14 protein-coding genes are annotated in these 13585 nt (G+C 63.9%); 2 read left to right on the top strand and 12 right to left on the bottom strand.

Annotated elements, in window-relative coordinates:
* Positions 1-25 precede the first annotated feature (25 nt).
* The 8 genes from EA795_RS19010 to pdxB all read right to left on the bottom strand — a co-directional run bounded on the left by EA795_RS19010 (position 26) and on the right by pdxB (position 7947).
* On the bottom strand, positions 26-721 hold the full coding sequence (locus tag EA795_RS19010) for a type 2 periplasmic-binding domain-containing protein (RefSeq protein WP_122078963.1): 696 nt from the start codon (positions 719-721) through the stop codon (positions 26-28).
* A gap of 10 nt (positions 722-731) precedes the next feature.
* The gene (locus EA795_RS19005) at positions 732-1505 is read right to left on the bottom strand and encodes an ABC transporter permease (RefSeq protein ID WP_058074887.1); all 774 of its coding nucleotides are present in this window, start codon (positions 1503-1505) and stop codon (positions 732-734) included.
* A complete protein-coding gene (locus tag EA795_RS19000) occupies positions 1502-2248 on the bottom strand; it encodes an ABC transporter ATP-binding protein (protein WP_058074888.1) in 747 nt (248 codons plus the stop codon). The genes EA795_RS19005 and EA795_RS19000 overlap by 4 nt, the downstream gene beginning before the upstream one ends.
* Before the next feature lie 86 nt (positions 2249-2334).
* Complete coding sequence (locus tag EA795_RS18995; protein ID WP_014853114.1) at positions 2335-3324, bottom strand: ABC transporter substrate-binding protein; 990 nt, start codon at positions 3322-3324, stop codon at positions 2335-2337.
* A gap of 297 nt (positions 3325-3621) precedes the next feature.
* A complete protein-coding gene (recR, locus tag EA795_RS18990) occupies positions 3622-4221 on the bottom strand; it encodes a recombination mediator RecR (protein ID WP_014853115.1) in 600 nt (199 codons plus the stop codon).
* 151 nt (positions 4222-4372) lie between these two features.
* Positions 4373-4699: a YbaB/EbfC family nucleoid-associated protein gene (locus tag EA795_RS18985; RefSeq protein WP_014853116.1), complete on the bottom strand. Its 327-nt coding sequence runs from the start codon at positions 4697-4699 to the stop codon at positions 4373-4375.
* A gap of 20 nt (positions 4700-4719) precedes the next feature.
* Positions 4720-6723 (bottom strand): DNA polymerase III subunit gamma/tau, encoded by a 2004-nt coding sequence (gene dnaX, locus EA795_RS18980; RefSeq protein ID WP_014853117.1) that lies wholly within the window; start codon positions 6721-6723, stop codon positions 4720-4722.
* 81 nt (positions 6724-6804) lie between these two features.
* Complete coding sequence (pdxB, locus tag EA795_RS18975; RefSeq protein ID WP_122078961.1) at positions 6805-7947, bottom strand: 4-phosphoerythronate dehydrogenase PdxB; 1143 nt, start codon at positions 7945-7947, stop codon at positions 6805-6807.
* A 119-nt stretch (positions 7948-8066) separates the two neighbouring features.
* Here pdxB and EA795_RS18970 point away from each other — a divergent pair, with 119 nt between their 5' ends.
* The gene (locus EA795_RS18970) at positions 8067-9461 is read left to right on the top strand and encodes an MATE family efflux transporter (protein ID WP_043942620.1); all 1395 of its coding nucleotides are present in this window, start codon (positions 8067-8069) and stop codon (positions 9459-9461) included.
* Positions 9462-9533: 72 nt separating this feature from the next.
* Here EA795_RS18970 and phnN read toward each other — a convergent pair whose 3' ends face one another.
* Both phnN and EA795_RS18960 read right to left on the bottom strand, forming a co-directional pair.
* The gene (gene phnN, locus EA795_RS18965; protein WP_122078959.1) at positions 9534-10088 is read right to left on the bottom strand and encodes a phosphonate metabolism protein/1,5-bisphosphokinase (PRPP-forming) PhnN; all 555 of its coding nucleotides are present in this window, start codon (positions 10086-10088) and stop codon (positions 9534-9536) included.
* Positions 10089-10213: 125 nt separating this feature from the next.
* Entirely contained in the window at positions 10214-10969 is a 756-nt protein-coding gene (locus EA795_RS18960) for a sulfite exporter TauE/SafE family protein (RefSeq protein ID WP_065983377.1), read from the bottom strand.
* Positions 10970-11077: 108 nt separating this feature from the next.
* Here EA795_RS18960 and EA795_RS18955 point away from each other — a divergent pair, with 108 nt between their 5' ends.
* The gene (locus tag EA795_RS18955; RefSeq protein WP_115027714.1) at positions 11078-12034 is read left to right on the top strand and encodes a LysR family transcriptional regulator; all 957 of its coding nucleotides are present in this window, start codon (positions 11078-11080) and stop codon (positions 12032-12034) included.
* A 24-nt stretch (positions 12035-12058) separates the two neighbouring features.
* Here EA795_RS18955 and EA795_RS18950 read toward each other — a convergent pair whose 3' ends face one another.
* Both EA795_RS18950 and speE read right to left on the bottom strand, forming a co-directional pair.
* On the bottom strand, positions 12059-12400 hold the full coding sequence (locus tag EA795_RS18950) for a ribonuclease E inhibitor RraB (protein WP_122078957.1): 342 nt from the start codon (positions 12398-12400) through the stop codon (positions 12059-12061).
* A 204-nt stretch (positions 12401-12604) separates the two neighbouring features.
* A complete protein-coding gene (speE, locus tag EA795_RS18945) occupies positions 12605-13465 on the bottom strand; it encodes a polyamine aminopropyltransferase (RefSeq protein WP_122078955.1) in 861 nt (286 codons plus the stop codon).
* Between the last annotated feature and the right edge of the window lie 120 nt (positions 13466-13585).

Below are 13585 nucleotides of genomic sequence, written 5' to 3'. Positions count from 1 at the left end.
AGGCTCGATCATCGATGTCCTTGGCTCAATGGCAATCCAGGGTATCGGCCAGCACATAGGCCTGGAACGCGACCTCATCAATCCAGAACTGAACCAGCTCCTCCAGCCTGCCCTCGCCTTCCCAGGCCTGGATCAGCGCATCGACACGCGCCCTTAATGCGCCGTTCTCGGTACCGATGCGCAACACCTGCTCTGCGTCCGGCAAGGCAGGCAGCAAGGTGTTGTAGCGCCGCCATTCGGGCAGTTTGGCCATCTCGGCGAGCAGGCGATGGTCGTCGACCACTGCCCTGCACTCACCGAGCTTGAGGCCGATCAGCGCATGGGCGGCGCTGGGGTATTCGCGTGGTTGCGCACCGAAGCGCTGCACGATGAACTGCGTATAAGGGCTTGCAACGGCGATGCAGAAGGGCTGCCCCCGCAGTTGCGGCCAATCGACGGCGCCGCCTTGGTTGGCCGTCAGGGCAGCCGGTACGGCCTGGTAGTAGACCGGCCCGACCTTCGCCGGGCCCAACTGCAGGTCGGCAGCCTCGGAGCGCTCCGCAACGTCCACCGTCTCTTCCAGGGATTCAGCCAGTGCCTGCAACAATGCCGGCTCGAAGCTCTCGCTTTCGCTGCTGGACAGCACGCGATATTCGGGCAAGGCAGCGCGCAACGGCTCGGCGCACGCCAGGCCCGGCGCCAGCAGGGCCGATAGCAAGGCGAGAAACGGCAATGCGCGCATGGCGAGAACCTCAGACGTATTGGTAACGCAGCATCCGTTGCTTGAATTTTTCCAGCACCACCTGATCGATCAGCGTGGCGAGGATGGCGATCACCAGGATGTTCATCATCACGCCGCTCATGTCGGCGATCTCGCCGGAATATGCCAGTGAACGCCCGAGTCCCTGACCGAAGCCGATCAGCATCTCGGCGGAAATCAGCGCCCGCCAGGCGTTGCCGAAGGCCAGCTGGGCACCGGTGATCAACTCCGGCATTACCGCCGGCAGGTAGACGCGGCGCAGCAGCTGCCAGCGCGAAGCACCCATCACCCGCGCGGCCGACACATGCACCGGCTGCACGCTTTCGGTGGCGTTCATCACCGACAGCGCCATGGGGAAGAATGCCGCCAGCGCCACCACCACGATGATCGGCAGGTTGCCGAAACCCATGACGATGAGGAACAGCGGCACCCAGGCGATCGAGGGAATCGACTGCAGAATGACGATGGCCGAGCGCAGGATTTCGCGAAAGAAGAACAGCACCCCGCCGACCAGGCCGAAGCCTATGCCGAACAGCAACGCGAAGCTGTAGCCACTGCCGAGGCGACTCATGCTGCCGTACAGGCCTTCGCGAAACTGCGGTTCTTGCACCGTGGCGAACAGCCGTTCGAGCACCGTGGGGATTCCCGGCATCAGGAACGACGGCAGGCTCCAGGCCGCGGCCTGCCAGATCAACAGGATGAACAGGACCGCCAGCGCTACGGCGAGGTATTTCTTGGGTCCGGTAAGACGACGAGGCTGGCTCATGCCTGTGCAACCTCCGTCTTGATGCCCAGCAGGCGAAGGATCTCGGTGCGCTCGGTGGCGAACGCAGTGAGGTCGTGGCTCTTCTCGCAATGGGTGAAGTTGAAGGTCTTCAACACGCGTGCCGGGCGCGGACTGAACACCAGCACATGATCGGCCAGGTACAACGCCTCATCGACATCGTGGGTCACCAGCAACACGGTGGGCTGGTGCTCCTTGATCAGCTCCAGCAGCACATCCTGCAGTGCCATGCGGGTCAGCGCATCCAGCGCACCGAAAGGCTCATCGAGCAACAGCACCTCGGGTTTGGCAATGAAAGCCCGCGCCAACGCCGTACGCTGGCGCATGCCACCGGAAACCTGATGCGGATAATAGTGCTCGAAACCTTCCAGACTCACCCGCGCCAACCATGCCGCAGCCTGCTCGAAGGCACTGGCCTTGGCCACGCCCTGCAACTCCAGCGCCATGGCGACGTTGCCCTGCAGGCTCAGCCAGGGATAGAGCGCATGCTCCTGGAACACCAGCGTGCGCCGCGGGCTCGGCCCCGGAATCGGCTTGCCATCGGCCAGCACACGGCCCGCGCTCGGGTTTTCCAGCCCGGCCACCAGGTGCAGCAGGGTCGACTTGCCGCAACCGGAAGGCCCGACCAGCGCCACCAATTCGCCTTGGGCGAACTCGCCATTGAACCCCTTGATGACTTCGAGTTGCCCGAAGCGCTTGTCTACTTCTTCAAATCTGAGCTGCATGAAAAACCTGAAAGAACTTCACCGGCAGCAGCCGGCAGAATGAAAGCTGCCCAGCACGTGGCCGGGCAAAGGGTAATTGTTCCGTATTAGAGTTCGCGTGCGTCCTGCCAGGACAGATCCAGGATCGCGCTGGTATCGAACGGCTTGCCGTCGCGGGTTTTCAGCGAACCCAGCTCCTGAAGGATATCGGCCAGTTCCTGGATACGCGCCAGGTCGGCATCGTCCAGTTTGGCGGTGAAGTCCTGGGTCGCGATGGCTTCCTCGATCACCACTTCGCGGGGCAGCTCGCCGCGCTCCAGGGTCTTCAGTGTCGGCTCGGCGATGAAATAATCGGCGATCAGCTTGGCCGCTTCGGCCGGCTGGTTCTCCAACAATTCGATGGCATCACGCTGGGCATCGAGGGATTTCCAGACGGCATCCTTGCGCTTGGCCAGGGTCTCGCCCGAGGTGATCACCACCATGCAGGGGAACGGCCAGACTTCGCCGATCTCGTAGATCTGCTTGACCGGCGCCACCAACTGGGCGATGCGGTCATAGGGTTCGAACAGGAAAGCCGCATCGACCCGACCGGACACCAGCGACTGCACGGCAACCGCCGGACTGACGCCCATGATATTCACATCGCTGGGCTGCAGCCCGGCGGATTTCAGGGTCACACCACGCAGTACCGAATCGGCGGTGCTGCCCTCGCGCTGAGAAGCCAGGCTGTGACCCTTGAGGCCCGCGACGTCTTCGATGCCGGTTTCGTTACGCACCAGGATCGAGTGATAGCCCTGCTGTGCGCCCCCGACCACCTTCAGGTCGGCGCCCTTGGAGGCCCAGGCAACCGCGTTGGTGAAGCCGAGGACACCGGTATCCAGCTGCCCACCGACGATGGCCTTGATCAAATCCGTGCCTGAGCTGAATTCGACCAGTTCGACATCCAGGCCATGCTTCTCGTACAGCTTCGCCTCATGGGCGACCATCGCCTGGGCGTCGTCCATCACGCGAATATAGCCAACCTTGAATTTTTCCTGCGCCTGCGCGACCGCGCTCAGCAGCAACAGAGCGGGAACCAGCCAGAGCCTTGCCTTCATCTTCTACCTCACGTGCACGCTTCGCCGAGACCTTATAACCAAAAGAAAGCACATTATTCTTTTTGGTTATTTATCGTCATTGGCTTAGAACTTTACACGATCTCGTAGGTCATTCGCACCCGTCGCGTTGCCATATGACCCGCATAACCGGTTATAAGCGGAGCCGCTGCTGCGTTAGGTCTGTTCCCGTTTCGTACGCGTCCGCGCCGGAGCATGCGTCCCGCGCCTTGCGGAACGCCGCCCGGCCTGGCGGCATTTGCCGCAGCAACGCGGAGTGCGACGAAACGGAAACAGCCCCTAGAGACTGATGGTCTTGCGCCCGGCCAATGCATGAGCCAGGGTTCCGCCGTCGACGAGATCCAGCTCGCCGCCCAGCGGTACGCCATGGGCGATACGGCTGAGGGTCAGGCCCTTGGGGATCAGCAGTTGCGCGATGTAGTGGGCGGTGGCTTCACCTTCCACGGTCGGGTTGGTGGCGAGGATCACTTCGCTGAACGAACCTGCAGCGACTCGCGCCAGCAATTCCGGAATACCGATGGCCTCCGGGCCGAGACCGTCGAGGGGCGACAGATGCCCCTTGAGCACGAAATAGCGACCGCGGAAGCCGGTCTGCTCGACCGCGAAGACATCCACCGGGCTTTGCACGATGCACAGCAGGCTATCGTCACGGCGTGGATCGGCGCACTGCGGGCACAGCTCCTCTTCGCTCAGCGTCCGGCACTGCTGGCAATACCCCACCTCCGCCATGGCGCGGCTGAGTGCCTGCGCCAGGCGCAGACCACCACTGCGATCGCGTTCCAGCATCTGCAGGGCCATGCGCTGCGCCGTCTTCTGCCCGACGCCGGGGAGAATCCGCAGGGCATCGATGAGTTGGCGGATGAGGGGACTGAAGCTCATAAATAGATGTCGTTATTGAAAAAAGGAAACGGAGCAAAGGGCGTTAAGGCGGCGTGCAGGCAAGGCACGAGGAGGCGTGGGCACCGAAGTCTACTGCGCGTGCCCGCGCCTGCGAGCGACGCAGCCATGCGCGTCGCTTGGGCGGCCCGTTTTAGAAAGGCATCTTGAAGCCTGGGGGGAGCTGCATGCCAGCGGTCATGCCGGCCATTTTTTCCTGGCTGTTCGCCTCGATCTTGCGCACCGCATCGTTCACGGCGGCAGCGATCAGGTCTTCGAGGATGTCCTTGTCTTCCTGCATCAGACTGTCATCGAGACTGACGCGTTTGACGTCGTGGCGACCATTCATCACCACGCTGACCAGGCCGGCACCGGACTGGCCGGTCACTTCGGCGTTCGCCAGCTCTTCCTGCATCTTCTGCATCTTTTCCTGCATCTGCTGCGCCTGCTTCATCAGGCCGGCCATGCCACCTTTCATCATGGAAATCACCTCGGGGTCAATCAGGGTTCGGAATGTTCTACGGGTTCGATGGTGCCTTCGCGTATAACCGCCGCGAACTGTTCCATCAGTTGCTGGACGACCGGATCGGATTGAATCGACTGCTCCGCCGCTCGCTGCCGCTCCGCACGCCGCCGAGCCGCGGCCTGGGCCGGAGTCTCCTGCCGAGGCCTTTCCAGTTCGATCACCAACTGCAACGTTCGGCCGTGATACTGGCTGAGCGCATCGTTCAGACGCCGCTGCTGCGTTGCGTTGAACAAGGCGCTCTGCGCAGGGTCCAGGTGCATCAGCCAGCGATCGTCCTCGACCGAAATCAGCGTGCAGTTCGAGGCGATGCTGCCGGTCAGGCCGGACAGACCAAGCTTGAGATAGATGTCTTGCCATTCGGCCGCCAAACCGGTAGCCGGCTCCATGGCAGGCTCCGGTTCGGCAGTCGACGTTTCGGCCTGAGCCTCGTCCAGACCGTGCAGATAGACCTCGGCCTGGGTTTCGGCTTCGAAATAATCCTCGTCGCTCAGTGGCGGCTCATCATCGTCGTAGTCGTCGGCTGGCACCACCGCGACGGAAGGCTCGGGCAATTCGGCGAGTGCCTCGCCCGGCGTAGCCTGCGCGGATTCTGCGACCGCCACTGCCGGAGCCGCAGGCTCTTCCCAAGGAAGATCGATGGGCGGGGCCACTGTATCGGAGGCCGATTGCGGTGCCGGCTGCTCGGCAACGACCGCTGGCTGCGACATGACCGGCGCAGCAGCTGGTGTCACCGGTGCCGCAGCGGTGACAACCGGCTCGACTACCGGCACTGGCGGCGGTGCTGCCGCAGCGACCGGGGCGGCAGGCCTGGCGGCCACCGGTGCCGCTTCGGAATCAGTCGTGGCCGGGCTGATTCCAAGGCTCTTTAGGGGTGTTCGTGGTGCGCTTTCATCACCGGCCGGACGAAACGCGAGCATCCGCAGCAGAACCATCTCGAAACCGCTGCGCGGGTCGGGCGCCAACGGCAGATCGCGGCGGCCGATCAGGCCCATCTGGTAGTAGAACTGTACGTCTTCGGCGGGCAGCGCCTGGGCCAGCGCCAGCACGCGTTCGCGATCGCCCTGGCCGTTGTCCACCGCCTCGGGCAACGCCTGGGCGATGGCGACACGGTGCAGCACATTGAGTATCTCGGCCAGCACTCCGCCCCAGTCGGGGCCCTGCTCCGCCAGATGTCGCACCGCCTCCAGCAAGGCACGGGCATCGCCTTCCAGCAATGCCTGCAACACGCCATAGACCTGGCCATGATCCAGGGTGCCGAGCATGCTGCGCACGTCCTCGGCGAGCACCTTGCCCTCGCCAAAGGCGATCGCCTGGTCGGTCAGGCTCATGGCATCGCGCATCGAGCCGTCGGCGGCGCGGCCGAGCAGCCAGAGCGCATCCGGCTCGAAGGGTACGTTTTCCGCCCCCAGCACATGGGTCAGGTGCTCGACCACCCTTTCCGGCGGCATGTTCTTCAGCGAGAACTGCAGGCAACGCGAAAGGATGGTGACGGGCAGCTTCTGCGGATCGGTGGTGGCCAGCAGGAACTTGACGTGCGGCGGCGGCTCTTCCAGCGTCTTCAGCAGCGCGTTGAAGGAGTGCGACGAGAGCATGTGCACTTCGTCGATCAGGTAGACCTTGAAGCGTCCGCGGCTGGGCGCGTACTGCACGTTGTCCAGCAGCTCGCGGGTGTCTTCGACCTTGGTGCGGCTCGCGGCGTCGACTTCGATCAGGTCGACGAAACGGCCTTCGTCGATCTCACGGCATACCGAGCACTGTCCACAAGGCGTGGAGCTGACGCCGGTTTCGCAGTTCAGACACTTGGCGATGATCCGCGCGATGGTGGTCTTGCCCACCCCGCGTGTGCCGGTGAACAGGTAGGCGTGGTGCAGGCGCTGGCTGTCCAGCGCGTTGATCAGGGCCTTGAGCACGTGCGTCTGCCCGACCATTTCGCGGAACGAGCGCGGACGCCATTTTCGGGCTAGAACCTGATAACTCATAACACCATCGCGGGATAAAGCAGAGGACGGGTAATGCTAGCGGAGCAAGCCGCAAATTGCATCCGGCCCGTCACCTGCGCGCTAGCCTTTTAGCCTGCAGCCCAGCGCCCGTACGATCTGCTGAAGTTGCGCGTGGCTGCCCACCTCGATTTCCAGGCCGTCTATTTCCCGGCGCGGCGGATATTGTTTGCGCAAGCGATCGAATCCGGCCCGACGCTGCTTGTCGTCGCCTGCCAGGCTTCGCCGAAAGGCCGCATCGTCCCGGCGCGGGTCATACACGGCTCGGCAGATGGTCGCCAGCATATCCTCCGGGCTCGCCGTTTCCGCGAACGACAATCCGCACAACGGCGTCTCGGGCATGAGTTCGGCCAGTTCGACCTTCGGCTCCAGCCCCCGGCTGGCACAGAACGCCTGGTAGACCTGCGCGGTGCCACGTAACTTGCCGTCCAGGCTGTAGCCGGCAATGTGCGGCGTGGCGATCCAGCACAGTTCGGCCAGCGCCACGTCCACCTGCGGCTCGCCCTCCCAGACGTCCAGCACGGCCTGGATATCCGGGCGTTGCGCCAGTTGTTCGCGCAGTGCGGCATTGTCCACGACAGCGCCTCGGCTGGCGTTGATCAGCCAGGCGCCCGGGCGCAGCCGTTCGAGGCGTGCCTGGTCGAGCAGATGAAAGGTGGCGTGCTCACCCTCGAGGATCAGCGGCGTGTGCAGGCTGATGACATCGCACTCCTCGATGATCTCGTCCAGGCCGACGAATTCGCCGGTCTCCCGCGCCTGGCGCGGCGGGTCGCAGACCCGCACGTTCCAGCCCAGCCCGCGCAGCACCTCCACCAGCCGGCCGCCCACCTCGCCGGCACCCACCACGCCGTAGCGGAGGTCGGCGAGCTCGACGCCCTCGCCCTCGGCCAATGCCAGCAGGCTGCCGAGCACGTAGTCCACCACGCCGCGTGCGTTGCAGCCCGGCGCACTGGACCAGGCGATGCCCGCCTCTTCGAAATAGTCCAGATCCAGATGGTCGGTGCCGATGGTGCAGGTACCGACGAAGCGTACGCGGCTGCCCTCGAGCAGTTCCCGATCCACCCGGGTGACCGAACGCACCAGCAGCACCTCGCTGTCGCCGAGCGCGGCCCTGTTGATGGTGCGTCCATGCATGCGACGGATTTCGCCGTGCTCGGCAAAGAAGGCTTCGACCAGGGGAATGTTTTCGTCGGCAAGAATGTGCATGTCGGGCTCCGTGTGCGATTTGCCTATTCTAGACCTCGCGAACAGCGATGTGGCTTCCGGGCACGCTTCGGCGCGCGTAGACTAGCGCGCCTCTTGTATACAGTTCGGATAGCCCGGAAATGCCTACTGAGTCGAGACTCAGACGGGTACGCAGCGAACTGCGTACCCTCTTCGCCCTTGCCTTCCCCATGATGATCGCGCAACTGGCCAATACCGCCATGGGCTTCGTCGACACTCTGATGGCCGGGCGTGTCAGTTCTCATGATCTCGCGGCCGTCGCCCTGGGCAACTCGATCTGGGTGCCGGTCTTCCTGCTGACCACCGGAGTGATCCTGGCCACCACGCCGAACGTGGCGAAACGCTTCGGCGCTGGCGAACATGAACAGATCGGTCCACTGGTGCGACAGGCACTATGGATGGGCGTGGGTGTCGGCTGCTTGGCTGCGGTGCTGATGTGGAACGCCGAGCCGGTGCTGCATCTGTTGAAGGTCGAGCAGGCGCTGATCGAACCCAGCATGGCCTATCTGCGCGCCGTGGCGTGCGGCTTTCCGGCGATGGCGCTGTACCAGGTGCTGCGCTGCTACAGCGACGGCCTCGGGCACACTCGGCCCAGCATGGTGATCGGCATCCTCGGCCTGCTGCTGAACATCCCGCTCAATTACATCTTCATCTACGGCAAGCTCGGCGTGCCGGCCATGGGCGGCGTCGGCTGCGGCTGGGCAACCGGGCTGGTCATGCTGTTCATGGCCCTGGCCATGCTGTTCTGGGTACGCCGTGCCGAATATTACCGAGCCAGCCGGCTGTTCGAGCGTTTTGACGGCCCCGCCTGGCCCGAACTCAGCCGGCTGCTGGCGGTCGGCGTGCCGATCGGTGTCGCGGTATTCGCCGAGGCGAGCATTTTCTCGGTGATCGCCCTGCTGATCGGCGCGCTCGGCGCCACCGTGGTCGCCGGGCACCAGATCGCCCTCAATTTCACATCGCTGATCTTCATGATCCCGCTGTCGCTGGGCATGGCGATCACCGTGCGCATCGGCCAGGCCCTGGGCCGTAACGCGCCGCGCGATGCACGTTTCGTCGCAGGGCTGGGCGTCGCCACCGGGCTGCTCTATGCCTGTTTCTCGGCTGGCACCATGCTGCTGTTCAGCGAACAGATCGCGCGCATCTACACCACCGACCCCGCCGTCATCCGGGTCGCGGCTGCGCTGTTCTTCTATGCGGCGCTGTTCCAGTTCTCGGACGTAGTGCAGGTGACCGCCGCGGGCGCGTTGCGCGGCTACCAGGACACCCGCATGACCATGGTCTTCACGCTGTTCGCCTACTGGGGCATCGGCCTGCCGCTGGGCTACCTGCTGGGCCTGACGGACATGCTCGGCAAAGCCAGCGGGCCGGTCGGTTTGTGGCAGGGCCTGATCGCCGGCCTGAGCTGCGCAGCGGTCCTGCTTAGCATTCGCCTGGCCCGTAGCGCCCGCAAGGAGATTCGACGGGCACGCGCGACGACTCTACACAGCGCCTGAAGCAAAGCCCGGCCGCCCCTATCGCGTCGGCCTTCGATACAAGACCCGAATGCAGTATCGGCGCCGGCGGCGTCAGGTACGCCTACGGGCATCCATGACCAGATCGATCAGTCTCGTCTTGGCATCCTCCAACCGGCCGGTGTTGTCGATCGTCACGCAGCCGTCATCCGCTTCGACAAAGGACGCGTTGCGCGCCAGACGGGCGTCGATCTGCGCGGCGGTTTCTCGCTTTCTCGCCAGCAGTCGCTGGCGCAACATCCCCGGCTGCACCACCAGCAGTACGGCGAGCAGATCGGGATAACGCTGTCGGGCCACCGGCAGGTATTCGCGCGAGCCGTTGACCAGTACGTCCAGACCACTGGCCAACCAGTCATCGATCTGCCTCGGGATGCCATAGCTCAGGCCATTGGCCTGCCAGTGCAAGGCGAAGGCACCCTCCTCCACCATTCGCGCGAACGCCTCGGCGGTGACGCCGAGGGCGTCCTCGCCAACCGACTCGGCCGAACGCGTGATGACTCTCCGAGCGATCCGGCAGCCATTGGCCAGCAAGTCGTCGCTTGCAAGCTGCAGCAGGCTGTCCTTGCCGGAGCCCGAGGGGCCCATCAGATAGATCAGTTTGCCCGGCATCCAAAACCTCCCCCGACCAATCCTGTCCGCAGGGCAGCGGACGGATGCGAATCATACCGTGCTTGACGGCTGGTTCATCCGGCGCAGGCTACATCCACAGCGGGGTACGCGAGACGGGCCGTCAATCAGGTTTCGTAGCCGAGCATGATCGCGCTGAATACCAGGAAGGCACTGAACAGCACCCGCAGCATCCGCTCAGGCAGAGTGTGGGCGAGCTTCACGCCAAGACTGATGCTCAGCAGGCCGCCAACCGCCAGCGGCAAACCCAGCGCCCAGTTCACCTGGCCATGCAGCGCATAGGTGGCCAGGGTGACCCCCGTACTGGGTGCCGCCAGCGACAGCGAGAGCCCCTGCGCCACCACCTGACTGGTGCCAAACACGCTGGTCAGCACCGGCGTGGCCAGTACCGCGCCACCGACCCCGAACAAGCCGCCCAGCGCGCCCGCCGCACCGCCCAGCGCCGTCAGCCAGGGCCAGGGGTAACGCAGCTCGCCATTGTTCGGCACGGGCCGCTGGATGAGACGGAACAGGTTGTAGAGCGCCAGCGCCAGCAGGAAGCCGACGAAGCCGATCCGCATCTGCGCAGGGTCCAGCGATACCGCGATGGAAGAGCCGGCAATGGCCAGGCAGAAACTGCTGATTCCCAAGGCTGCGGCGTGGCGAATGTCGATGCGATTGCGCTGGTGATAGCGCCATATGGCCAGCAGCACATTAGGCACCACCATCACCAGCGCCGTGCCCTGAGCCAGTTGCTGATCGAGGCCGAACAGCACGCCCACGACAGGAATCGCGATCAACCCACCGCCGATCCCGAACAGTCCACCCAGCGTACCCAGCACCAGCCCCAACAGAACATTCAGCACGCTTTCCAACGGATCCATCGCCGGCATCTCTTTTTAAAAAACGCGATGCTACGCTGACAGAACTGGAACGGAAACGCACAGCCACGCACAATGGCTTTGCGCATTTTGCAAAACAGGAAAAACGCCATGCAGACCGACGCCCTTTCCGAGCAATTCGGATTGTTCCTCGATGTGCTGGATACCGGCAGTTTTTCCGCCGCCGCACGGCGCCACGCACTGACACCTTCGGCGATCGCGCGACGCATCGATGCGCTGGAGCGTTCCTTCGGCGTGCAACTGGTCAGCCGCAGCACACACGCGATACGTCCAACCACCGCGGGGCTGGCGTTCGCTGAGCGCGCCCGGCGCATCGTTCATGAACTGCACCTGGCGCGCGCCGAAGCCGCCGCCCTGGACAGCACACCGACCGGGCGCATCCGCATCGATGCGCCGACGCCGTTCGGCCGTCGGCACCTGGCGCCCGCGCTCGCAGAGTTTCTGCAGGCCTACCCTGGCGTGGACATCCAGCTGCGGCTGATCGACAGCTTCGTCGACCTGCACGGAGCCCACCTGGGTGAAGTCGATCTGGTGCTGCGCATCGGCCCGCTGGCCGATACCCGGCTGGTCGCAACCCCTCTTGCCCCCATGGTCAGGGTTCTCTGCGCCAGCCCCGACTACCTGCGTCGACGCGGCATGCCCAGCGCGCCGGAAGAACTGCTTGAACATGATGGCCTGGACTGGGATGCACTGGCGCCGCCTCACGCCTGGCGTTTCGAGCGCGACGGCAAACGTCAGCTTTTTCGCCCGCGGCGCCTGCGCATGGTCGCCAACAATGCCGAAGCCTTGCTCAGCGGCGTTCTCGCCGGCCTGGGTATCGCGCACCTGCCCACCTGGCTGATCAGCGACAACCTCTTGCACGGCGAGCTGCTGCCCCTGTTCTGTGAAAGCGGCCTGCCTGACCCCGAGCCCAGCGGCATCTATGCGCTACGGCTGACCCGCGAGGCGGACTCGCGCACGCGTCTTTTGCTGGAGTTCCTGCGCACGCGCTTCGGCCCGGTCCCGCCCTGGGACCAGGCCTTGCGCAGCGGATTGATTTTCGGGTGAGCGTGAGGCCGTCGTGCGTAACGCCTAAACCGGACTGGTGCCCAGCTCCTGGGTAACCCCCCAGCCATCGACGACACCACCAAGGGGTTCCACCAGGTTTTCCAGGTCCTGCTCGAAATCCCCGATGCCGTCGTAGGTGGCATACATCACCTTGCTCACCTGCAGGTCCCAGGCGCCGTCGTCCCTGGGAGACACCTGGGCGTTGATGCATTCACCACGGAAGTTGCTCGCCGCCGCACAGGCCTGCTCGCGGGCCGGAAACACGGCGTAGAACTCGATGGGATGGACACGGGCGAAATCGAAGCCGCCCTCCTTCATTCGCAGTAGAACGTTGCTGCTGACATCCTCATGGAAGGTGGTACTCATAAGACAACCTCCTCTCACTCATGGATGAACCGCTTTCCGGATTGGAAAGCCCTAGCCTCGTTGTGAGTTATCAACTGTCGACACTACAGTCGACAGCCCCTGCCTCCTTCTGTTCGAACGGCTGCGGCGTGCAGCTTCTTGAAGCATAGTCGCCGCGCTGCCCCCCGTGTCATGCCGACTCTTTTCAGCAGCCGGCGCAGTCATTCAGTCGTTGCTGGGTTTGCCAATGGCCTGCAGCACATACTGCGGCAGCGCGAAAGCGGCCAGATGCACGTGCGGGTTGTAGTAGCGCGTGACGATGCCACTGCCGGCAAATCGCTGGCAAAGCGTTCCCAGTGAAAGCTTGCGGCTCTCGCTATCGCATGCGCCCCAGGCGAAGGCCATCGCCCCGCCGATGTAGGTCGGCACGGCAGCCTGGTAGAAATGCCAGTCGGGGAACAGCCCGCTCATTCGCTTGGCGGTGGCCTGCACTTCGTTCAGTTGCAGAAAAGGCGTGCCGTTCTGCGCGACGAGAATGCCGCCATCGTTCAGGCAGCGGCGACAGGCCTGATAGAACTCTTGCGAGAACAGTGCCGCACCCGGACCGACCGGGTCGGTCGAATCGACGATGATCACATCGAACTTCTCTTCGACGCTCAGGACGAAACGCAGGCCGTCGTCGATCAACAGATTCAGGCGCGCATCCTCGAACGCTCCCCTGGAATGCTCGGGCAGGAACTCCCGGCACATCTCCACCAGCTTGCCGTCGATCCCGGCCATGGTGATGCTTTCGACATCGCGGTGCTTGGCGACTTCGCGCAGCATCCCGCCATCGCCACCGCCGATGATCAGCACCCGCCGGGCCAGGCCGTGAGCCAGGATCGGCACGTGGGCGAGCATCTCGTGGTAGATGAATTCGTCGGCCTCGGCGGTCTGCACCACACCGTCGAGCGCCATGACGCGCCCCATGCGGGCGTTCTCGAAAATGGCCAGATGCTGATGCTCGGTGCGACCTTCATACAGCATCCTGTCTACCGCGAAGCGCTGGCCGTATCCCTCGTAGAGAGTTTCCTGATAGTCGCTCATGGGTATCTCCCGTGATGGATGGCATAAAAGGCAGCTGAATTTGCGTACCGCCTGGGTATACAAGAAAGCAGCGCATTCTACTTTGGTCCAATGGCAGGCGAAACCGAGAGCTGCTTTCGC

This window comes from Stutzerimonas nitrititolerans (assembly GCF_003696285.1).
In the GTDB taxonomy this organism is placed as follows: Bacteria; Pseudomonadota; Gammaproteobacteria; order Pseudomonadales; family Pseudomonadaceae; genus Stutzerimonas; species Stutzerimonas nitrititolerans.
This window is presented reverse-complemented; position numbering and strand designations above follow the sequence as displayed.

Coding starts and splice junctions, on each gene's coding strand:
- EA795_RS18995 (WP_014853114.1), bottom strand. CDS start 3,324: ATGAAGGCAAGGCTCTGGCTGGTTCCCGCTCTGTTGCTGCTGAGCGCG.
- EA795_RS18985 (WP_014853116.1), bottom strand. CDS start 4,699: ATGATGAAAGGTGGCATGGCCGGCCTGATGAAGCAGGCGCAGCAGATG.
- dnaX (WP_014853117.1), bottom strand. CDS start 6,723: ATGAGTTATCAGGTTCTAGCCCGAAAATGGCGTCCGCGCTCGTTCCGC.
- EA795_RS18970 (WP_043942620.1), top strand. CDS start 8,067: ATGCCTACTGAGTCGAGACTCAGACGGGTACGCAGCGAACTGCGTACC.
- EA795_RS19000 (WP_058074888.1), bottom strand. CDS start 2,248: ATGCAGCTCAGATTTGAAGAAGTAGACAAGCGCTTCGGGCAACTCGAA.
- EA795_RS18955 (WP_115027714.1), top strand. CDS start 11,078: ATGCAGACCGACGCCCTTTCCGAGCAATTCGGATTGTTCCTCGATGTG.
- EA795_RS19005 (WP_058074887.1), bottom strand. CDS start 1,505: ATGAGCCAGCCTCGTCGTCTTACCGGACCCAAGAAATACCTCGCCGTA.
- phnN (WP_122078959.1), bottom strand. CDS start 10,088: ATGCCGGGCAAACTGATCTATCTGATGGGCCCCTCGGGCTCCGGCAAG.
- EA795_RS18960 (WP_065983377.1), bottom strand. CDS start 10,969: ATGGATCCGTTGGAAAGCGTGCTGAATGTTCTGTTGGGGCTGGTGCTG.
- recR (WP_014853115.1), bottom strand. CDS start 4,221: ATGAGCTTCAGTCCCCTCATCCGCCAACTCATCGATGCCCTGCGGATT.
- EA795_RS19010 (WP_122078963.1), bottom strand. CDS start 721: ATGCGCGCATTGCCGTTTCTCGCCTTGCTATCGGCCCTGCTGGCGCCG.
- EA795_RS18950 (WP_122078957.1), bottom strand. CDS start 12,400: ATGAGTACCACCTTCCATGAGGATGTCAGCAGCAACGTTCTACTGCGA.
- pdxB (WP_122078961.1), bottom strand. CDS start 7,947: ATGCACATTCTTGCCGACGAAAACATTCCCCTGGTCGAAGCCTTCTTT.
- speE (WP_122078955.1), bottom strand. CDS start 13,465: ATGAGCGACTATCAGGAAACTCTCTACGAGGGATACGGCCAGCGCTTC.